The organism is Pseudomonas sp. PvP027 (assembly GCF_017833005.1).
Taxonomy (GTDB): domain Bacteria; phylum Pseudomonadota; class Gammaproteobacteria; order Pseudomonadales; family Pseudomonadaceae; genus Aquipseudomonas; species Aquipseudomonas congelans.
Map to the genome: position 1 here is coordinate 2,613,319 of NZ_JAFIBK010000001.1, position 20,854 is coordinate 2,634,172.

21 protein-coding genes are annotated in these 20,854 nt (G+C 59.0%); 8 read left to right on the forward strand and 13 right to left on the reverse strand.

What is annotated here, in order from left to right; translation table 11 throughout:
- The 7 genes from JOE33_RS11005 to JOE33_RS11035 form a co-directional block, all read right to left on the reverse strand.
- Positions 1-321 carry a hypothetical protein gene (locus JOE33_RS11005; protein ID WP_010427835.1) on the reverse strand — a complete coding sequence of 107 codons (321 nt, stop codon included), beginning with the start codon at positions 319-321 and terminating at the stop codon, positions 1-3.
- Positions 318-1,049: a glycosyltransferase family 2 protein gene (locus JOE33_RS11010; protein ID WP_032615374.1), complete on the reverse strand. Its 732-nt coding sequence runs from the start codon at positions 1,047-1,049 to the stop codon at positions 318-320. The genes JOE33_RS11005 and JOE33_RS11010 overlap by 4 nt, the downstream gene beginning before the upstream one ends.
- A complete protein-coding gene (locus JOE33_RS11015) occupies positions 1,046-1,684 on the reverse strand; it encodes an HAD family phosphatase (RefSeq protein ID WP_032615376.1) in 639 nt (212 codons plus the stop codon). The genes JOE33_RS11010 and JOE33_RS11015 overlap by 4 nt, the downstream gene beginning before the upstream one ends.
- Before the next feature lie 7 nt (positions 1,685-1,691).
- Positions 1,692-2,306, reverse strand: coding sequence for a phosphodiesterase (locus JOE33_RS11020; RefSeq protein WP_187625068.1), 615 nt, complete (start codon positions 2,304-2,306; stop codon positions 1,692-1,694).
- A 1-nt stretch (position 2,307) separates the two neighbouring features.
- Positions 2,308-3,069, reverse strand: coding sequence for a glycosyltransferase family 2 protein (locus tag JOE33_RS11025; RefSeq protein ID WP_187625067.1), 762 nt, complete (start codon positions 3,067-3,069; stop codon positions 2,308-2,310).
- A 66-nt stretch (positions 3,070-3,135) separates the two neighbouring features.
- Positions 3,136-3,840 carry an ABC transporter ATP-binding protein gene (locus JOE33_RS11030; RefSeq protein WP_187625066.1) on the reverse strand — a complete coding sequence of 235 codons (705 nt, stop codon included), beginning with the start codon at positions 3,838-3,840 and terminating at the stop codon, positions 3,136-3,138.
- The gene (locus JOE33_RS11035) at positions 3,837-4,613 is read right to left on the reverse strand and encodes an ABC transporter permease (protein ID WP_187625065.1); all 777 of its coding nucleotides are present in this window, start codon (positions 4,611-4,613) and stop codon (positions 3,837-3,839) included. The genes JOE33_RS11030 and JOE33_RS11035 overlap by 4 nt, the downstream gene beginning before the upstream one ends.
- Before the next feature lie 313 nt (positions 4,614-4,926).
- Between JOE33_RS11035 and yghU the strand changes: the two genes are divergently transcribed.
- The 7 genes from yghU (at position 4,927) to JOE33_RS11070 (ending at position 12,807) form a co-directional block, all read left to right on the forward strand.
- Positions 4,927-5,769: a glutathione-dependent disulfide-bond oxidoreductase gene (yghU, locus tag JOE33_RS11040; RefSeq protein ID WP_187625064.1), complete on the forward strand. Its 843-nt coding sequence runs from the start codon at positions 4,927-4,929 to the stop codon at positions 5,767-5,769.
- 202 nt (positions 5,770-5,971) lie between these two features.
- The gene (locus JOE33_RS11045; RefSeq protein ID WP_187625063.1) at positions 5,972-6,988 is read left to right on the forward strand and encodes a PDDEXK nuclease domain-containing protein; all 1,017 of its coding nucleotides are present in this window, start codon (positions 5,972-5,974) and stop codon (positions 6,986-6,988) included.
- Between the two features lie 78 nt (positions 6,989-7,066).
- Positions 7,067-8,233, forward strand: a complete 1,167-nt coding sequence (metC, locus tag JOE33_RS11050; RefSeq protein WP_054994389.1) for a cystathionine beta-lyase — start codon at positions 7,067-7,069, stop codon at positions 8,231-8,233.
- Positions 8,234-8,335: 102 nt separating this feature from the next.
- Positions 8,336-8,581, forward strand: a complete 246-nt coding sequence (locus tag JOE33_RS11055; RefSeq protein WP_010427819.1) for an exodeoxyribonuclease VII small subunit — start codon at positions 8,336-8,338, stop codon at positions 8,579-8,581.
- Positions 8,578-9,465 (forward strand): farnesyl diphosphate synthase, encoded by an 888-nt coding sequence (locus JOE33_RS11060; RefSeq protein WP_096126262.1) that lies wholly within the window; start codon positions 8,578-8,580, stop codon positions 9,463-9,465. The genes JOE33_RS11055 and JOE33_RS11060 overlap by 4 nt, the downstream gene beginning before the upstream one ends.
- A gap of 162 nt (positions 9,466-9,627) precedes the next feature.
- Positions 9,628-11,520: a 1-deoxy-D-xylulose-5-phosphate synthase gene (gene dxs, locus JOE33_RS11065; RefSeq protein ID WP_187625062.1), complete on the forward strand. Its 1,893-nt coding sequence runs from the start codon at positions 9,628-9,630 to the stop codon at positions 11,518-11,520.
- Between the two features lie 72 nt (positions 11,521-11,592).
- Positions 11,593-12,807, forward strand: coding sequence for an AGE family epimerase/isomerase (locus JOE33_RS11070; RefSeq protein ID WP_187625061.1), 1,215 nt, complete (start codon positions 11,593-11,595; stop codon positions 12,805-12,807).
- Positions 12,808-12,843: 36 nt separating this feature from the next.
- Here JOE33_RS11070 and JOE33_RS11075 read toward each other — a convergent pair whose 3' ends face one another.
- The 6 genes from JOE33_RS11075 to JOE33_RS11100 form a co-directional block, all read right to left on the reverse strand.
- On the reverse strand, positions 12,844-13,608 hold the full coding sequence (locus tag JOE33_RS11075) for an SDR family oxidoreductase (RefSeq protein ID WP_032615396.1): 765 nt from the start codon (positions 13,606-13,608) through the stop codon (positions 12,844-12,846).
- Positions 13,609-14,328: 720 nt separating this feature from the next.
- Entirely contained in the window at positions 14,329-15,045 is a 717-nt protein-coding gene (locus tag JOE33_RS11080; RefSeq protein WP_004407872.1) for an ABC transporter ATP-binding protein, read from the reverse strand.
- Positions 15,042-15,917: an ATP-binding cassette domain-containing protein gene (locus JOE33_RS11085; RefSeq protein ID WP_010427813.1), complete on the reverse strand. Its 876-nt coding sequence runs from the start codon at positions 15,915-15,917 to the stop codon at positions 15,042-15,044. Before JOE33_RS11085 ends, JOE33_RS11080 begins: the two co-directional genes overlap by 4 nt.
- Complete coding sequence (gene livM, locus JOE33_RS11090; RefSeq protein WP_010427812.1) at positions 15,914-17,227, reverse strand: high-affinity branched-chain amino acid ABC transporter permease LivM; 1,314 nt, start codon at positions 17,225-17,227, stop codon at positions 15,914-15,916. Before livM ends, JOE33_RS11085 begins: the two co-directional genes overlap by 4 nt.
- Before the next feature lie 2 nt (positions 17,228-17,229).
- The gene (locus JOE33_RS11095; RefSeq protein ID WP_003366358.1) at positions 17,230-18,144 is read right to left on the reverse strand and encodes a branched-chain amino acid ABC transporter permease; all 915 of its coding nucleotides are present in this window, start codon (positions 18,142-18,144) and stop codon (positions 17,230-17,232) included.
- Positions 18,145-18,305: 161 nt separating this feature from the next.
- Positions 18,306-19,442: a branched-chain amino acid ABC transporter substrate-binding protein gene (locus JOE33_RS11100; RefSeq protein WP_010427811.1), complete on the reverse strand. Its 1,137-nt coding sequence runs from the start codon at positions 19,440-19,442 to the stop codon at positions 18,306-18,308.
- A gap of 499 nt (positions 19,443-19,941) precedes the next feature.
- On the opposite strand from JOE33_RS11100, the gene JOE33_RS11105 reads away from it, so the two are divergent.
- A complete protein-coding gene (locus JOE33_RS11105) occupies positions 19,942-20,847 on the forward strand; it encodes a LysR substrate-binding domain-containing protein (RefSeq protein WP_054994385.1) in 906 nt (301 codons plus the stop codon).
- Positions 20,848-20,854: the final 7 nt, after the last annotated feature.

Consider the following 20,854-nt stretch of genomic DNA (forward strand, 5'->3'; position numbering starts at 1 on the left):
TCAGACGACATACTTGTCAGCGAGCGCGCCCGGCACCTTCACGACAACGGTGGTCGCATCGGTGAGCGCTTCGAACGCCGTGATGTCGCCCGGTTCCAGAACGATGATGTCACCGGCATGCCAGACCTTATCCCGCATGCTGACCGACCCGGCGATGAGCACGGTTATCTCGGTGGCGACCTTGTGGTAATGGGCCGCTTCCTTTTCACCTGCCTTGTAAGTCTTGACCCCGACCTCACAGGACTCGGTACTGAACACTGCAGGTTCGAATCCGCCCACGAACCAGCCTTTGACCATGTCTTCCAGCCTTGCCGTTTTCATCGCATTTCTCCTGCTTCGAAGGCGTGAAGCTGACTATCGGTTTTCAGTGGCCGGTACTGATTCGGTTCGATCCGGTAGACGCCGATCCTCTTCTGCAACAGCACCAGTTCATTGAGGGCGGGGGCTATGTAGAAGTTGTCGTTGACCCTGGCGTCCTTGCGAATCATCTGCTTGGCCGCCGATACGAACAGCGAGCCTGATTTGAACCAGTACACACCTGCAATGGCGTGTGAGCTGATCGGATTTTTTTCGGCAGCCTCAATAACCCGGCAGTCGCTATCCAGGCGCGCGAATGAATAACGCGGGTGCAGAGAATTGAAGATGACCACTCCGGCATCCTCATGACGTTCCCGAAATGCACGCACGACATCCTGCAGCTCGATATCCAGAAAGTCGCTGACACTGAGAATCAGCAGCTCATCATCGTTGTCGATTTCTTCACTCGCCAGAAGCGCCGTGCACGCCGCGCCCCGGGTGATGTTGTGAACCGGTAGAACACTGGCCGACGGGTGCATCTGCGGGACCATGTTACGAAGGTACAGCCGGGCGATATCGTGGTTCGAGAATGTGCAGATCATCCTGCGCGGCTGAAGTACTGCGCAGTTGTCTATCAGCGTATGAATCAGTGGCTTGCCTTTGTATTCGCACAGATATTGCGGGTACTCGCCCTCGTCGTGCGCCGCCTCTGACTGCCTGCCGGTCAGAAGGATGATATTCAACGCGCTCACAGGGCAGCCGCCTTGTCGACGTTAATCTGTTCGACTTTGCCAAGAATATTAGTGAGGTTTACATCGCAGGTCTCAGCCACGACCAGCACATGTGCACCGGAGTCTCTGGCAGCCTTGATGCCATTCTCGTTGTCCTCGACGATGAGGCACTCTTCAGGGCGAAGGCCCAGTTGGCTGATGGCCTTGGTGTAGATGTCCGGCGCTGGCTTGGCATGCTTGACGTCTTCGTTGGAGAGCCGCAGATCGAGGTATCGATCGAGATCTGCCCTGTTCATCATGACCTCCACCGTGTTGCGAATGGAGTTGGACGCCACCGCCAGCTTGTAACCCAGCGTTTTCAGTGATGACAACGCGTACTGATGCACAAAGGTCGGTTTGCACTGGGCGTACACGATCTCCATGGTGTACTGCTGTTTCATCTCGTTGATAAAGGCGTGCAAGGCAACCGGCAGGTCGCGTTCGACACTCAGCATGTCGAGTTTGCGCGAGGTGGGCAGACCGTCGTAGGCGGTGAGGTGTTCGTGACGACTGATGTTGTAACCGAACAGGCTGAGCGCTTTGTTCAGTGCGTCGTAATGCCATTCCTTGGCGTCGATCAGGACACCGTCCATATCGAAAATCACTGCCTTGATCATGATTGCCTCACGAGAAAAAAGTGGCTGCGTCTGCGGGAAGATCAGTGCACAGCATCAAACGGTCATGCGACCCGAACTCAAGCAATTGCTGCCACAGGGCGTCATGAGCACGCCCGTGCAACTCGGGTGACACCACACAAACCTGCTTGCCCTGGGAAAGCAGATCGCCAATGACCTGATTGGAAAACCACTCCCCCTCAAAACCGTCAAGCCAGACGCCTGCTGCCTGTTCAAGCCAGGCTGGCGACGGTTCAACATCGCTGAGACGGGTGTAAGTGACGAGACCGGCATTGAGGTAACTGCGCATGTCCGGCACCGCCATATCGAAGGCGAACCAGTGGGTATGGCTGTACCGGGCGAAGGTTTCAGCGAGAGCCTGTGCCAGGCCATCTGCCTTGACGTTGATGGCCAGAGGCAGGTTGCGACCGGCCATGATGTCGAGCAGACCCTCCAGCGTCAGCTCACCGCCCTTGGGCATGTCGTGGGCAATGACCAACTGACCAGCCACATCGCGGACATCGGTCTCGGTGCCGAAGCCAAGGTCGAACGATCGATGAAAGGCTTCCGGCAAATTGCGCTCGGGCTTTTGCAGCCAATAGCCGCGGTGGCTGATGATCTGCATGTCAGGCCTCTTTTCCCGAGGCTGCCTGCCTGCTCAGCGGCAGCGACAGGAACCGGTCGAGATCTGCCGGTATGCCCAGGCCATACATGCCATGACCTTCTGCGCCAATGCTGTAATGAATGACCCTGGCGCCCTGCCCGATGAGCTCGTTGTAAACCGGTGCAACATAGAACTCGCCATTGACGCGAAGATCTTTCGCGACCATCGCCTCGATGGCCGATATCAGTTGACCTGCGCGGCGAAAGTTATAGATGCCGACAGTGGCCTCGTCGGAGATAACCTCCTTTTCCACCACACGGTCGATCAGGCCCGCAGCACTGAAGCCCACGAACGACCATTTCGGGTCGTCGGCTTTCATGGTCATGATCAAACCCTCTGCATCACTCTCGTTCATTGCCTGCAGATAGGCGTTTATATCCACATCGACGTATTGATCGCTGTTGGCGATCATCACTTGCTGGCCGTCGTCGAGCAGGTGCCTCGCTGCATACACGGAGCACGCAGCGCCACCGGTCAGCCCGCCGAGCTCGACGATCTCGCAGCCAGGCGCCCAGGCACTCAGCTTTTCTCTCAGCCCGTAGCTTGCGACCTGTTCCGCCTGACAGATAAAGATGAAGCGGTGCGGGCACTCCGGCGTCAGGTTGTCGATAACCACCTTGATCATCGGTACACCATGCACAGGGATCAACGGTTTGGGATCGGTGTAACCCGCAACGGCAAAGCGACTCCCGGCCCCGGCCATCGGAACGATAATTTGCAACATGGAAATACCTTTATGAATTGAGTGATGGCCAAGTTGATTGGAAGCATGGCATCGCGAAACAATGAATCAGTAATAACCGTGCTCGGTCATCCGGCCACGCTCGAGCGTCAGGTAACGCTGGCAAAACTCTTTACCTTCTTCTACTGCGTGGGTAACAAGAATCAAGGCCATCCCGTCATCCTGCATCAACCGAATTCGTTCGTGGCATTTGCGCTTGAACTCTTCATCGCCTACCGCAAGTACCTCGTCAGCCAGTAATGTCTGAGGCTCTACGTGAACGGCGACTGAAAAACCCAGCCTCATGTACATACCTGACGAGTAGTTCTTTACCGGTGTATCAATGAAATTTCCCAAACCGGAAAAATCGACAATTTCATTGAAGCGCGAGCGCACTTCCTTGTTGCTCAATCCAAACAGACTGGCGTTCAGGTAGATATTTTCTTCACCGGTCAGCTCGGGGTGAAAACCCACCCCTATTTCGATTAGCGGTGCTACCCGCCCCACACTGGTCAGACGCCCACTGGTGGGTACCAGGATGCGCGAAACCAGTTGTAACAGCGTACTTTTACCGGAACCGTTATGCCCCACCAGTGCAAGTGATTCGCCTTTATGCAGGGTGAACGACACGTCGCTTACTGCCGTGAATGTTTCGGCACGCTCGCGGTACCGAGCGTCAAACAGCCCCAGAAACTTCTTCTTCAACCCGCCCCGGTTGTGGCGCAGAACAAACTGTTTGGTGAGGTTTTCTGCCTTGATGACCACGCGACTCATAAATACTCCACCACGCTGTCCACCTTCCTGAACATCAACAGGCCTACAAGCAGCGACGCAGCGCCCATGAACACGCAGAGCAGCAGATCACGGGGTTCGGGAACGACTCCGGCATGCAGAATGCTGGTGAAACTGTTGAAGTACAGACCTATCGGGTTATAGGCCGCAATGCGGGCGATACCGTCGGGCAGCGATGAAGTCACCCATACAATGGGCGTGAGCCAGAACAGCAAGGGTAGAAACACGTCAATGAAGTGCTTGGCATCCCGAACGGTGACCTGGATGACGCTGAGTGCCAGACCAACGCCCATGATCAATGCCATGAATGCGATCAGCACAATCGGATAAAACAACAGCGCACGCGAAAAGACGCCACCGAGCATGGCAAATAACGACGCATAGACGAGCATGCAGCCGGCCCAGAAAACAATGATTGCCAACGCCCCGGAAATGGGTAGCAACAATCGAGGAAAACGTAACTTTCGAATGAGGTTGCCGTTATTGATCAGCCACTCTCCGCTTTGCGAAACAATTTGCGCCAGAAGCATCCAGTGGACAACACCCGTCACCAGATGAAGCGCGAAGCGGTCCTGACTACTGGGCAGAATATAGGTGAACACCGTGTAATACGTGAGTGTGACGACCAGCGGATTACCCAATGACCAAATAAAGCCCAACGTTGCGCCCATGTAACGGATTTTTATTTCCTTGGAGACAAGGTTAATGATCAGGTCACGCCATTTCATAACGCCTGGATTGCAAAAATACGGCATACGGTATCCAGCTATTAATAGGTAAATCAGAGAGGACAACTTTGACAACCAAGATCATAAATGGATAACCTTATGGCCTCATGCTGCGAACACATGTTCTCTTCTTTTACCAAGCTACAGCTATAGGACGCCGCCTTAGTTCCTGTAGGAATATTCTACAAGCTACCCACTGCAGCGAAATGAGCCCCTCCTGCCCTCGCTACACTCGTTCACGATCGCAAGGCACTTCCCTGCCCGCGCGTTGATCTATAACGTCAATGGTCTTTGCAACACGACCGGCCCAGCGATCCCTCTTGAACAAGCGAGGCTCCTCATGACCCAAACGTCCTACACCCCGCCGAAGGTCTGGCAGCAGGAAACAAAAGCAGGCGGCACGTTCGCCAGTATCAACCGCCCCGTCGCCGGCCCCACGCACGACAAGGAGCTGCCGGTGGGCAAGCACCCGCTGCAGCTTTATTCGCTGGCCACCCCCAACGGCGTGAAGGTCACGATCATGCTCGAAGAGCTGCTGGCGCTCGGGCACAGCGGCGCGGAATACGATGCCTGGCTGATCCGCATCTCCGAGGGCGATCAGTTCTCCAGCGGCTTTGTAGAGATCAACCCCAATTCCAAGATCCCGGCATTGCTGGATCGAAGCCATGAAACACCTGTTCGGGTATTCGAGTCCGGCTCTATCCTGCTGTACCTGGCAGAGAAGTTTTCCAGCTTCCTGCCCGCCGACCCGGCAGGCCGCACCGAAACGCTGAACTGGCTGTTCTGGCAGATGGGCGCTGCGCCGTATCTAGGAGGTGGTTTCGGGCATTTCTATGCCTACGCGCCCGAAAAACTCGAATACCCCATCAACCGCTTCGCGATGGAAGCCAGGCGTCAACTCGATGTGCTGAACCGTCGCCTGGGCGAGCACCGCTACCTGGCTGGCGACACCTACACGATTGCCGATATCGCGGTCTGGCCATGGTATGGCGCGCTGGTGCAGAACAAAGTGTATTCGGCCGCCGAATTCCTCTCGGTACACGAATACCCGAATCTGATTCGCTGGACAGAAGAAATCGCCGCACGCCCTGCCGTTATCAAAGGCCAGAAGGTCAATCGCACCTGGGGCGAAGAAGCCGATCAGGTTCCGGAGCGGCATCAGGCGTCCGATCTGGATAAATAAGGTACACGTCAAGTCCTTCGCGGACAGAAACCTGATGCTACAAACCCACAGGAAACTCTGGAACAGAACGTCCTGATCCGCCCGTAAAGTAGCCGACCTTAGCCACCGCCCAAGGACGCGCCTTTATGAGCCGAACAACTGTTCTTCCAGACTTTCGCTTGCAATCGCCCATCAGGTTGCCACGCAGTGGAGTACTTTCAGTATGAATACTCCCAACACACCGCATACGCCTGTACATGATCGCTTTGATGAAGTGCTCGCCATGATCCGGAGCGCTCGACAGCAGGCCGCACAGGCGGTGAACACCCAATTGATCGAGCTTTACTGGCAAGTCGGCGCTTACATCAGTCGCAAGCTTGAAAACGCTGAATGGGGTGACGCGGTGGTCACCCAGCTTGCCGAGCATCTGGCCACCACCCAGCCAGGACTGCGCGGTTTTACGCGCAGCAACCTTTTTCGCATGCGTCAATTCTATGAGATTTACCGTGCAGAAGAGAAAGTCGCGCCACTGGCGCGACAATTATCCTGGTCACATAACCTGATCATTTTCAGCCAGAGCAAGCGTCCTGAAGAACGCGAGTTCTACCTGAAAATGGCAACTCAGGAAAGGTGGTCAAAACGCGAACTTGAGCGCCAATTCAAGAACGCTCTGTTCGAGCGCACTGTCACCCAGCCAGCCAAAGCCTCGGCGATGCTCAAGGAAACCCGGCCGGCCGCACTGGATATATTCCGTGATGCCTACATGGTGGAGTTTCTGGAGCTGCCACCGGGGCACGCCGAGGCGGACCTGCATGGCGGCTTGTTGAAACGCCTGAGGGACTTTCTGATCGAGCCAGGTCGCGATTTCTGTTTTGTCGGCTCCGAGTACGCGTTGCAGGTCGGCGGCCAGGACTTTGCTCTGGATCTGCTGTTTTTCCATCGAGGCCTCAACTGCCTCGTTGCCATTGAGCTCAAGGTCGGCCGCTTTGAGCCCGAATACCTCGGCAAGCTGGACTTCTACCTGGAAGCGCTGGACCGCAACGAACGCAAACCCCATGAAAACCCGGCCATTGGCGTCTTACTCTGCGCCAGCAAAAACGACGAAGTCGTCGAGTACGCTCTGAACCGCTCGCTTTCACCCGCTTTGATTGCCGAGTACCAGACCCGCCTGCCGGACAGACAGTTACTGCAGGCGAAACTGCATGAGTTCTATGCGAGCGCTGTGTTGAACGATCAGTGATACCTGCCAGGCGCACGATGCATTACGCTTGCGGGTACCTGAGCCGCAGCCTGCAAGCCTTTCCACCCGGAGCCTCCAATGCCGCAAGACAAAGACCCTCGTGCCCACACCGCCCTGTCGCAACGCGGCCGCAGTGCCGGCAGCGGGCCCGGGATTGCGGTCAACCCGCCGGTCGTGCGCCTCAGTACGGTGCTGTTCGACAGTCTGGAGAGTCTGCGACAGGCGGAAATTCGTACCGCGGGGCCGGAGCGCTCGCTGACGTACGGCGCCAACGGCAACCCGACCGCGTTTGCCTTGCAGGACCTCATCTCCGAGCTCGAAGGCGCACACGGCACCTGCCTGTACCCGACCGGGCTGGCCGCAGTGGCGCAGATGTTTCAATCGTTTTTGCGCCCCGGCGATCATGTCCTGATCACCGAGTCGGTCTATGGCCCTGTCCGGCGGCTGGCGAAAACCATGCTGACCGCCTTCGACATCCAGTTCGATTTCTACGCGGCCGACGGCAGTAATGTGGAATCGCTGATCAAGGCCAACACCCGGATGATCTATGCCGAGGTGCCCGGCTCGCTGACATTCGACATGTGTGACCTGCCTGCCCTGTCGCAGCTGTGCAGGGCCAGGAATCTGCTGCTGGCTGTGGATAACTCCTGGGGCTCCGGGGTGCTGTACAAGCCGCTGGAGCTGGGCGCGGACATTTCGCTGATGGCTCTGACCAAGTACGTGGCCGGCCATTCCGACGTCATGATGGGCAGCGTCAGCACCACTGAAGCGCACTGGCATACCCTGAAGACCATGAACACCGCCGTAGGCAATACCGTCAGCCCCGACGATGCCTATCTGGTGCTGCGCGGAGCCCGCAGTCTGGCGGCGCGCATGGCCATGCATGAGCGCCATGCGCTGCAGATCGCTCAATGGCTGCAGGCCCAGCCTCAGGTTGCCCGCGTGCGCTATCCCGCGTTGCCGGACGATCCGGGCCACGCGATCTGGAAACGCGATTTCCATGGCTGCAACGGCTTGCTCAGTTTCGAATTCAATACCGTTGACCGGCAGGTGCTGGATCGCTTTACCGGCGCGTTGAAACTGTTCGGCATCGGCTATTCCTGGGGTGGTTTCGAAAGCCTGATCACGGAAGTCGAGCAACACGGCCCCGACCGCGGCACCGGCCCGATGCTGCGACTGCAGGTCGGCCTGGAAAGCCCGGAGGATCTGATCGCAGACCTGCACAACGGGTTTGCGGCAGGTTGACCCCGGCAGCCGCTTAAAGAGCGCAAGCCCGTCGCCGCAATTTGCCCAGACGCCATCGCTCTGCTAGTGTCGCGCGGTTTAACCTCTACCGGAAATGCCCTCATGGCCCGCAAGAAAGCTGCACTGGATTTCGAACAGTCACTCGCTGATCTGCAAACGCTGGTAGAGCGGCTGGAGAACGGCGAGTTGTCGCTGGAAGACTCCCTGACCGCCTTCGAGCAAGGTGTACGCCTGACCCGCGACTGCCAGAGCGCCCTCACCCAGGCCGAGCAGAAGGTTCAGGTACTGCTGGAGCGCGATGGCGAGCTGAGCGAAGAGCCGTTCGACGATGCGGAACTCCCCGAATGATCGCGAGCTATCAAGCGCAAAGCCAGACTCGCGTCAACGCAGCACTCGACGGGCTGTTTCAGGCACCGGCCCCTGAGCTCGACCGCCTCTACGAAGCCATGCGCTACAGCGTGATGAACGGCGGCAAGCGCGTGCGCCCGCTACTCGCGTACGCCGCCTGCGAAGCACTGGGCGGTGTAGCCGAGGATGCCAACGGTGCCGCCTGCGCCGTTGAACTGATTCATGCCTACTCCCTGGTACATGACGATTTGCCGGCAATGGACGACGACGACCTGCGTCGTGGCCAGCCGACCACACACAAGGCTTTCGATGAAGCCTGCGCGATCCTCGCCGGTGACGGCCTGCAAAGCCTTGCCTTCACGGCCCTGCTCGCCCCCCACCTGACGTCACGCGATGCCGAGACGCGTCTGCAGATGGTCACGGCCCTCGCGACTGCTGCCGGACCGGCGGGCATGGTGGGAGGTCAGGCCATCGACCTGGGTTCAGTGGGGCTGAAGCTCGATCAGGCAGCGCTGGAATACATGCATCGTCACAAGACCGGCGCATTGATCGAAGCCAGCGTCCGGCTTGGCGCACTGGCCAGCGGTCACGCCGATCAGCCGCGGCTTGAGGCTCTACAGGTCTACGCGCGTGCAATCGGCCTGGCGTTTCAGGTCCAGGACGACATTCTCGATGTCGAAAGCGATACCGCGACCCTCGGCAAGCGCCAGGGCGCCGACATCGCCCGCGACAAGCCGACCTACCCGGCGCTGCTGGGCCTGGAAGCGGCCAAGCACTATGCACTGGAACTGCGTGATCAGGCGCTGCAGGCGCTGAGCCCGTTCGATACCGCCGCAGAGCCGTTGCGCCAGCTGGCACGCTACATCGTCGAACGTCGCCACTGAGCACTGGCACCCGAACCGTAAAATCCGCTGAATCAACCACGCTTCATCGTGGTCTCAGTGAGTACACATGTCAGTCGGCAGATCATCCGCCGACTCACTTCATGGGCAGCGTGCGATGCATAAGGTAAACTGCCGCCTCTTTTACTTATAACGATTCGCCTGATGCCCACGACGTTCAAAGAGATCCCACGCGAGCGCCCGGTCACGCCGTTGCTCGACCGAGCCGATACCCCGCACGGCCTGCGCCGTCTGGGCGAAGCCGAGCTGGAAACCCTGGCCGATGAACTGCGCCTGGAATTGCTGTATTCCGTTGGCCAGACCGGAGGGCATTTCGGTGCCGGCCTTGGGGTCATCGAGCTGACCATCGCGCTGCATTACGTTTTCGACACCCCGGACGACCGTCTGGTGTGGGACGTGGGTCATCAAGCCTATCCGCACAAAATCCTCACCGGCCGTCGCGCGCGCATGTCCACCCTGCGCCAGAAAGACGGGGTTGCGGCCTTTCCGCGGCGCAGCGAAAGCGAGTACGACACCTTCGGTGTCGGGCACTCCAGCACCTCGATCAGTGCCGCGCTGGGCATGGCGATTGCCTCGCGCCTGCAGGGCAGCGAGCGCAAATCGATTGCCGTGATCGGCGACGGTGCGCTGACCGCCGGCATGGCCTTCGAAGCGTTGAACCACGCGCCGGAAGTGGCCGCCGATATGCTGGTAATCCTCAACGACAACGACATGTCGATCTCGCGCAATGTCGGCGGGCTGTCGAACTACCTGGCCAAGATCCTTTCCAGCCGCACCTACAGCAGCATGCGTGAAGGCAGCAAAAAGGTGCTTTCGCGCCTGCCCGGTGCCTGGGAGATTGCGCGGCGCACCGAAGAGTACGCCAAAGGCATGCTGGTCCCGGGCACGCTCTTCGAAGAGCTGGGCTGGAACTACATCGGCCCTATCGACGGCCACGACCTGCCGACCCTGATCGCCACCCTGCGCAACATGCGTGACCTGAAAGGCCCGCAGTTTCTGCATGTGGTGACCAAGAAGGGCAAGGGTTTTGCGCCGGCCGAAGTCGATCCGATCGGCTATCACGCCATTACCAAGCTCGAGCCGCTGAATGCGCCTGCCGCGCAGAAAAAGATCAGCGCACCGAAATACTCCGGCGTGTTCGGTCAGTGGATCTGTGACATGGCCGAGGCTGACTCTCGGCTGGTCGGCATCACGCCCGCGATGAAGGAAGGTTCGGATCTGGTCGCGTTCAGCGAACGCTTCCCCGAGCGTTACTTCGACGTGGCCATCGCCGAACAGCACGCAGTGACCCTGGCAGCCGGTATGGCGTGCGAAGGCAGCAAGCCGGTAGTGGCGATCTATTCGACCTTCCTGCAGCGTGGCTACGATCAGTTGATTCACGACGTCGCGGTACAGAACCTCGACGTGCTGTTTGCCATCGACCGCGCCGGGCTGGTGGGCGAAGACGGCCCGACTCATGCGGGCAGCTTCGACCTTTCCTACCTGCGTTGCATCCCCGGCATGGTGGTCATGACGCCGAGCGATGAAAACGAACTGCGCAAGCTGCTCAGCACCGGTTACCTGCACACCGGCCCCGCGGCAGTGCGCTACCCACGCGGCACCGGCCCTAACGCGGTGATCGAGGCCAGTCTGGACACGGTCGAGATCGGCAAGGGCGTTGTGCGTCGTCAGGGTCAGGGCGTTGCGATACTGGCGTTCGGCGTGCAACTGGCCGAGGCGCTGGTGGTGGCCGAGAAGCTCGACGCAACGGTGATCGACATGCGTTTCGTCAAGCCACTGGACGAAGCCCTGGTGAGCGAAGCTGCCGCCAACCACGAATTGCTGGTCACACTGGAAGAAAACGCCGTCATGGGCGGTGCCGGTGCTGCGGTCAGCGAGTTCCTGGCACGCGCCAATATCCTCAAGTCGGTATTGCACCTGGGTCTGCCGGATGTCTACGTTGAGCATGCCAAGCCTGCGCAGATGCTCACCGAGTGCGGCCTGGATGCCCAAGGGATTGAGGCCGCGATCAACGAGCGACTGGCGCTGATCGGCTGACTGCCAGAGGTTCCTCACGCGTCTGGCGTGAGGAACGATCATCACCCTCCCTCGCGCAGCAATCCTGATAACATGCTGCGCACTTCGACACTGCCGCGATGCCAGCCGATGCCTCATGTGACCCGCTCCGCCTCCACGCCTGAATTGACCTCGCTGTTCGCCGCCTTGCAGCAGCACTTCATGCAGGTCGTCGTTCCGCTGTGGCAGGGCCCTGGCTGGAACGCGCAATTGGCATTGCCCTACGAAGCACTCGACGCCAGTGATCAACCGTTGCCGCCGCAACGCTATCGGGCCATGGCCTGTGCGCGTCAGCTGTTTCTGTTTTCCAGCCTTATCGATCACGTGCAAGTGCCAGGCGCGCGGGCGCGGGCCAGTGAATTGTTCCGCTCCCTGCAACAGCACTTCCACGATGCCGAGCATGGTGGATGGTTCTACAGCATCGATCCACAGGGCAAGCCGTTGGATCGCCGCAAGGACCTCTACACCCACGCCTTCATTATTTTTGCCTGCGCACACTACTGGGCGAAAGTGCAGGACCCGCTGGCAGAGTCGGTGCTCAACGCAGCGCTCAACGTTGTGGCAGAACGCTTTGCCGACGACGACGGGCTTTACGAGGCGCAACTCGATGAAGACTGGTCGGTACTGGGCACCGGTCCGCTGCAAAACCCCTTGATGCACCTGGCAGAGGCCTTTCTGGCAACCCTGTCGGTGCGTGCCGACCCTGCCACGCAGGCGGCACTGGACGCGCTGGTTATCCACATGCAGCGCCGTTTCGTCGATACGGCAACCGGCGTGATGCTGGAGAAGCCTCTGGGCGCTGTGGATAACTGGTACGAACCAGGTCATCAGTTTGAATGGTTCTTCCTGCTGCAATCATCGCCGGAACTGCACGGGCGCGAGCTGCATGAATCCATGACTCGCGCATTCACCTACGCCCAGGCGCAGGGTGTCGATTCTCAGAGCGGGGCTGTGACGGCGATGCTGGCGTTCGATGGTACGGTGCGCGATGCCACTCAACGTATCTGGGCCCAGGCAGAATACCTGCGGGCCATGGCCCTGCGCCCGGACTGCGAGTTGGCCTTGACTCAGCAGCTGTCGGCCTTCGAACAGCGCTTTCTGCATGCCAGGGGCTGGAACGAGTGCGTCGAGCCCGATGGCAGGGTCAGCCGCAGCGACATGCCGTCGACCACGCCCTACCACTTGGCGACCTGCTACATCGGCCTGGCGGATTTCGTCGAAAACCGCTTCGTCAGCGCATTCCCGCCGCCAACCCCAGCAGACAACTGATCGAGCCGCAGCAACGCGGCCCGGTCAGCAGGTCAATCAGCCGCGGTTGCGATCAATCGCAAAGCCGGCCCAGGTCTGGCTGACAGGCATCAGTTCCAGGCTGTTGATATTGACGTGCGCTGGCGTGTTCATGATCCAGAAGATGGTATCGGCGATGTCCTGAGGCTGAATCGGCTCGGCACCGGCGTAGGTGGCGTCGTACTTGGCCTGATCACCGCCGAAACGCACCAGCGAAAACTCGCTCTCGCACAGCCCCGGCTCGAGGTTGGTGACCCGCACGCCTGTGCCGATCAGATCGTTGCGCAGGTTCAGCGAGAACTGCCCGACAAAGGCCTTGGTGCCACCGTAGACGTTGCCACCCGGATAAGGGTAGTTACCGGCGACCGACCCCAGGTTGACGATGCTCGCGCCGCGACCATGCGCGATCAGGCGCGGCAGCAGCAGACGGGTGGTGTAAACCAGACCTTTGACGTTGGTGTCGATCATGGTGTCCCAGTCATCCAGATCGCACTTGGGTGCAGGGTCGATTCCCAGTGCCAGACCGGCGTTGTTGATCAACCCGCGAATGGTGCCGAACTCTTCAGGCAAACCTGCGATGGCGCTCTCCATCGCCTTGCGGTCACGCACATCCAGCACCAGCGTATGCACCTTGGTCTGCTTCGACAGCTCGGCGCTCAAGGTATCCAGGCGGTCCTTGCGTCGACCGGTCAGCACCAGCGACCAGCCTGCCTCGGCGAAACGGCGGGCGCACGCCTCGCCAAAACCGGAAGTAGCGCCCGTGATGAATACAGTGGAAGTCATTTCATTCTCCTGACATGGCGCAAAAACAGCGCTGCCTGTTAATAAGTTTCTGGCAAGGGCAGCAGAATGCCCGTCAGCGGGACATCGATGCAACAACCGAGTGTATCTGTACAAAAAACAACCAACCCGAAGCAAGCCTTGCGCCACGGGCCTCACAGGCACTTTTGCCCACCTTATCCACAGTCAGACCCACAATCTCTGGGGGCAAGTCAGTGACGCTGAACGTCACGTCTTTCGGGGCCTGCAGCGTATCAGGCAAAGTTTTTCCCTTGACTTTGCCCGACACCGTCAAGGGGCCGAAAAGCGTCAGAAAACGGTGATGGCCTGTAGCCCAGACCCTGTAACGTCCGGGGCAGTCTTTCCAAGGCTTGTTAACAGACTTATCCACAGGCTGTTGACCTGCAAAAACTGTATGAACGACCAGCTCGAATGCAGTTGACAAACCCTCCATAAAGTTGGCCAAAAACCTCTGTGCAAAATTTAACCACTCTTCTACAGGCCTTATGCATAAAGGGCTGCAGGTAAATACTCCCAAGTTATTAACAGCCGGTTCCACAGTAAACCTGAACAAGTCAAAACGGTGACAAAACAACCCTTTGCAGCGGTTTTATGTCGCACTTGTCAGGCGTGCCAAAATTGTTTTCCACAATTGCATACGAGCGCGCCCCGGATGTTTGAGCATCCGGGGCGCGCGAGAAAAACGGCAGGGTTTTGACGAACTCAGTGCCCGCCCAGATAAGCGTTCCTTACCTCTTCATTTACCAGCAATTCCTGCCCGGTGCCGGACAGTCGAATCTCGCCATTGACCATCACATAAGCCCGGTCGGACAGCTTGAGAGCATGGTTGGCGTTCTGCTCGACCAGAAATATCGTCATGCCCGTGGCTGCCAGTTCACGCAGGGTCGAGAAGATCTGTTTGACGATGATCGGTGCCAGACCCAGGCTTGGCTCATCGAGGAGCAGCAATTTCGGACGACTCATCAGCGCGCGGGCGATGGCGAGCATCTGCTGCTCGCCTCCGGACATGGTCATGGCTCGCTGATTGCGGCGCTCCTTGAGCCTGGGGAACAGCTCGAACATGCGCTGCATGTCTTCGGCCGAATGCTTGTCGCCAATCGGAATGGTGCCCATCATCAGGTTCTCCTCGACCGACATGTCGGGAAACACCCGGCGCCCCTCCGGCGACTGCGCAATGCCGTTGGAAGCGATGTAATGCGAGGACTTCTGGGTGATATCGGTGCCCTGATAGATGATCTGCCCGCTAGCCGCGCGCGGCTGACCGAAGATCGACATCAGCAGTGTGGATTTGCCCGCACCGTTGGAGCCGATCAGGCTCACCGTTTCGCCCTCATTGATGTGCAGCGAGACTTTCTTCAGGGCCTGAATCGGCCCGTAAAACACATCGATCTCTTTCAGTTCGAGGATCGGCTTGCTCATACCAGCTCCTCTTCATCAGCGCCCAGATACGCGGCGATCACCTTCGGATCGTTACGGATCTGTTCCGGCCCGCCCATCGCAATCACGTTGCCATGGTCGAGCACCACAATATCGTCGGAAATCCCCATGACCATGCCCATGTCGTGCTCGATCAGCACGATGGTCATGTCGTGCTCGTCACGCAGCAGGCGGATCATGCCGCTGAGTGCCTCGGTCTCCTGCGGATTGAGACCGGCTGCCGGCTCGTCCAGGCAGATCACCTGCGGCCGTGTGCACATGGCTCGCGCAATCTCCAGGCGGCGTTGTTGCCCATAGGACAATTCGCCAGCCAGACGGTTGGCGCAGTCCACCAGATCGACCACCTCCAGCCAGTAGAAAGCGGTATTCAGCGCGTCCTCTTCGGCCTTGCGATAGCCCTTGGTATTCAGGATCCCGCTGATCAGGCTGCGGTTGACCCACATGTGCTGGGCGACCAGCAGGTTTTCGACCACCGACATTTCCTTGAACAGGCGAATGTTCTGGAACGTGCGCGCCAGCCCTGCCCTGTTGACCAGATGGGTGCCGCCGAACATTTTGTAGTACACCCGGCTGAGGAAGCTTTTCGGCGAAACGAAGTCGGTCGCCTGAAACGGTTCGCCCAACAGCCTGATCACGTTGGTGGTCTTGCCGCGGGTATGCAGTTCGATGCGTCCGCCAGTGGCCTTGTAGAAACCGGTCAGGCAATTGAAGACTGTGGTCTTGCCCGCACCGTTGGGGCCGATCAGGGCGAAGATCGAATTGCGACGGACCTTGAGGCTGACGTCGCTGAGCGCCTTGATGCCGCCAAAGTGCATCATCAGGTGCTCGACGGAGAGAATCACTTCAGTGCTCATCGCGCAGCCCCCTCTGTGACCAGCGCGCCCTTGCGCGGTTTCACCCCGGTGCGGCTGATGCGAATCAGGCCGCGCGGTCGCCAGATCATCATCAGCACCATCAGAATCCCGAACAGCAGCACGCGGTATTCGGAGAAGCTGCGCAGCAGTTCAGGCGCAACGGTCAGTACGAACGCGGCGATGACCACACCGACGGTCGATCCCATGCCGCCCAGCACCACAATCGCCAGAATCAGCGCCGACTCGAAAAAGGTAAATGAGGTCGGGTTGACGAAGCCCTGGTAGCTGGCAAAAAACACCCCGGCAAGGCCTGCGGTCGACGCACCGATGGTGAACGCCGACAGTTTGACCAGCACGTGATTGAGGCCCATCGAACGACAGGCGATCTCGTCCTCGCGCAAGGCTTCCCAGGCACGCCCGATCGGCATGCGGGTCAGGCGATGCTTGATAAACAGCACCGCCAGCACGACCAGAAACAGCACGGTGTAGATGAAGATGAATTTCAGGTCCGGGTTGTAATCGAAGCCGAAATATTCATGGATCGGCACCCCGCCGTCCTTGGCGCGTCGGCCGAATTCCAGCCCCAGGAAGGTGGGCGCCGGCACCGGCACACCGTTCGGGCCGCCGGTAAACGACAGCCAGTTATTCAGCACCAGGCGGATGATCTCGCCGAACCCGAGGGTCACGATGGCCAGGTAGTCGCCATGCATGCGCAACACCGGAAAGCCGAGAATGCATCCAGCCAGCGCCGCCGCAATCGCCGCCAGCGGCAAGGCCGACCAGAAGCCCAGTCCCAGGTACTGATAGCCCAGCGCCAGACCGTAAGCGCCAATGGCGTAAAACGCCACGTAGCCGAGGTCGAGCAGCCCCGCCAGACCGACCACGATGTTCAGACCCAGGCCGAGCAGCACGTAGATCAGACCGAGGATGACCACGGTCAGAATGTACTTGTTGGCGAAGATCGGGAACACGATGGCAATCACGATCAGCAGCGGAATGATCCAGTACAAGCGTGATCGATGATCCGGTTTGAGCACGTGCACGCCGGAGTCGGAGCTTTCGAAGCTCTGGGAAACACGCAGGCCTCTGGGTGTTTGCAGAAACAGACTGATCAGAAAGCGACCGATCATGACCACGCCCACCAGCCACGCCACGCGGGTCGGCTGCAGGTTGAAGCTGTAGCCATCGAGCACGATCCCGACAATGGGGCCGAACACGATCAGCGCCAGCAACCCGGCGACCACGGCATCGATCAGACTTTTCTTGATGTCGACAGGTTTGGAAACAGGAACAGCAACAGGAACGGACATACTTATACCTTCGCCACGAGTGGGCGACCCAGCAGGCCTTGGGGACGGAAAATCAGGATCAGCACCAGCAGGCCGAAACTGAACACGTCTTTGTAATCGGAGTTGATCAGACCGGAGAACTGCGACTCGGCAACCCCCAGGATCAAACCGCCCAGCATGGCACCCGGTAACGAACCGATCCCGCCGAGCACGGCGGCAGTAAACGCTTTGATGCCGATGATGAAGCCCGCATAGAAGTCGAACGTGCCGTAATTCATGGTGATCAGCACACCGGCCAGTGCCGCCATGGCCGCGCCGATGATGAACACATAGGAAATGACCCGGTCGGTGTTGATGCCGAGGATCGAGGCCATCTTGCGGTCTTGCTGCGTGGCCCGGCACATGCGGCCCAGCTTGGTGTACTTGATGATGTAGGTCAGCACGCCCATGCCGACAAAGGCGGCGATGAGGATGAAGATCTTGGTGTAGGTGATCTGCACGAAGCCGCTGCCGACTTCAAAGCGCCACGCACCTTCGAGCAGCGTCGGCACGCCTTGCTGGCGCGCACCCTGGCTGATCTGTGCGTAGTTCTGCAGGATCAGGGAAATACCGATGGCGCTGATCAGCGGTGCCAGACGGGTCGAGTTGCGCAGTGGCTTGTACGCCACACGCTCGATGACGAAGCCGTAAACGCCAGTGACCACAATGGTGAAGATCAGCGTACCGAGAATCAGGAACGGAAAGGATTCCAGTCCGAAGAAAGACAGAACCGCGAGGCCGATGGCGGCCAGGTAGGCGGAAATCATGTACACGTCGCCGTGGGCGAAGTTAATCATGCCGATGATGCCGTAGACCATCGTATAGCCGATGGCGATGAGGCCGTAGACAGACCCGAGAGTGAGTCCGTTGACCATTTGTTGCAGGAAGATTCCATCCATCACGCACGCTCACACAAAAGGGCAGCTCAGCACCCCGCCGGCCACACCCTTGTGAGGCATGACCGACAGGTCCGAAAACGCTAAAAGAGATGCAGGCTCGCTCTTGGGCGAGCCCATCATCGGGTCAGCGCCTGACGCGCAGGGCCGACGCGAGGTCTATCTCACTTCTGTTTTTCGAGTTGCTTGTATTTGCCGGCGGCGTCCCACTGGTAAACCACGTAGTCGGAGACTTTCAAGTCACCTTTGGCATCCCAGGCTTTTTCACCCATGACGGTCTTGACCGGATTGGCCTTGAGCCATGTGGCGGCTGCGTCACCCTTGTTGGACTTGGCACCGTTGAAACCGGCAGCCAGGGCCTGTACCGAAGCGTAAGCGTACAGGGTGTAACCTTCAGGCTCGTAACCGGCCTTGCGGAATTCGTCCACGACAGCCTTGCTGTCCGGCAACGCGCGCGGGTCAGCACCGAAGGTCATGTACACGCCATCGACGTACTGTGCGCCACCCGCAGTGGTGACCAGTTCGTCGGTCACGACGCCATCATCGGACATGAACTTGACGTCCTTGAGGCCCTGCTCGCGCATCTGCCGAACCAGCGGGCCGGCTTCCGGGTGCAGACCACCGAAGTACACGACATCAGCGCCGACCGAGCGAATCTTGGTGACCAGAGCACTGAAGTCTTTCTCACCACGGGTCAGACCCTCTTCGAGGATCGGCTTGACGCCACGCGCGGTCAGTTGCTTGGCCGTTGCGTCAGCGAGGCCCTTACCGTAAGTGTCCTTGTCGTTGATGACGGCGATTTTCTTGCCCTTGAGCACGTCGACGATGTAGTCACCGGCAACGATACCCTGCTGGTCGTCACGGCCGCACATGCGGAACATCTCTTTCAGGCCACGTTCGGTCACGGCCGGGTTGGTCGAGCCGGGCGTAATGGCAATAACGCCAGCATCGCCGTAGATCTCCGAAGCCGGGATGGTCGACGACGAGCAGAAGTGCCCGACCACACCAATTACTTTTTCCTGATCCACCAGGCGGTTCGCAACGGCGACGGCCTGTTTCGGCTCACAGGCGTCATCACCCGCGACCAGCACTATTTTCTCCCCATTGACACCACCGGCTTTATTGATCGCATCGGCCGCAGCCTGCGCGCCCTTCATGTATTGCTGACCAAACGACGCGTTTGCGCCGGTCATCGGGCCCGCTACGCCGATTTTCACGTCCGCCTGTGCAAACGAAGACACGCCCAATGCAGTAGCCACTGCGATTGCCAGAAAACCTTTCCTGTAAAACGTATGCGACATAAGTGGTGCTCCTGAGGATATTTTTTTAGTTGGCACTTTCATGATCGAGCAGATACAGAGTTGGTCAGAGCAAGGCGCGTGCCATCGCTTTTTAGTTGAGGGAGATGGCGTGTGTTTCGTGCCATTCAATAACCAGACGCCGCGCTACAGGGCCCTGCGGTTGCTTCGGACGCACAAGGTGCAACCCTTGATGAAAAAAGAGCAACCCACGCGCACTCAAGTAGCAACCAGCGCATGTCGTGATGGGCAACCCACCTGTAACAGCACACGTCACCGAATTGCACACGCCCGGTGCGCGAACGCTACGAGACGCACCATTTGAGGCTAGCGGATTAAACGAGACCTGCCGCAGACATCGCTCGATTCTGAAACGCGCGTCACGCGCCGCCAGTAATAACCTCCCTGCAGACACCCGACAAACAACCTTTAAGCGAGATATCATTCCGATTATTCATATTGCTTACGCCAGCCCCCGCGCGCCGCAAACAGAGAAGTCATCATGCTGAACAAACGTCATCTGCCCTCGATAGCCGCATTGCAATGCTTTGAGGCAGTGACCCGGCACCTGAGCTTCACGCGCGCTGCTGAAGAACTCAACCTGACCCAGAGCGCCGTCAGCAAACAGGTCGCGCAACTCGAAGAGCTGGTTCAGCACCTGCTGTTTCAGCGCGTGCGCCGCCGTCTGCAACTGACCCCGGCCGGGGCGCTGTATCTGGCCGAAGTGCGCAAGATCCTGACCCAGATCGAGATGTCCACCCACTTTCTGCGCTCCTATGGCGGAGAAACCGAAGTGCTGCGGGTTTCCACCCCGTCGACGTTTGGCGCCCGCTGGCTGGTGCCGCGCCTCAAGGGCTGGCGCCTGCGTCACCCGCATATTCACCTGGACCTGCTCAACGAACAGGAATCCGATGACCTGATCAAGGGCCGCTGCGACGTGTCGTTCTATTTCGGCCAGGCCGCGATGCCCGGTGCAGAAAGCGTGAAGCTGTTCGGCGAGGAACTGGTAGCGGTGTGTGCTCCCGAAAGCCTGCCCGACGAGCCGCTCAGCGACCCGACCCAACTGAGCGAACTGGTCCTGCTGCAGAATGCCTTCCGCCCCGAAGCCTGGCATGAATGGTTCGAGAGCCAGGGCTATCACACCGACCACAGCTATCACGGTCCGCGCTTTGAAACCTTCTATATGTGCATCCGCGCGGCTCAGGTCGGCTGTGGCGTTGCGCTGCTGCCACGCTTTCTGGTCGAGGAGGAACTGGCCGAAGGCAAACTGGTGATTGCCTGGGATTACGCATTGCCCAGCACTAACAGCGCCTACTACCTGTCCTATCCGGAACACACCGCCGACGTACCCAAAATCCGGGTTTTTCTGCAGTGGATGCTGGAACAGTTGGATCAACCCCCCGCTTAAGGGCGAC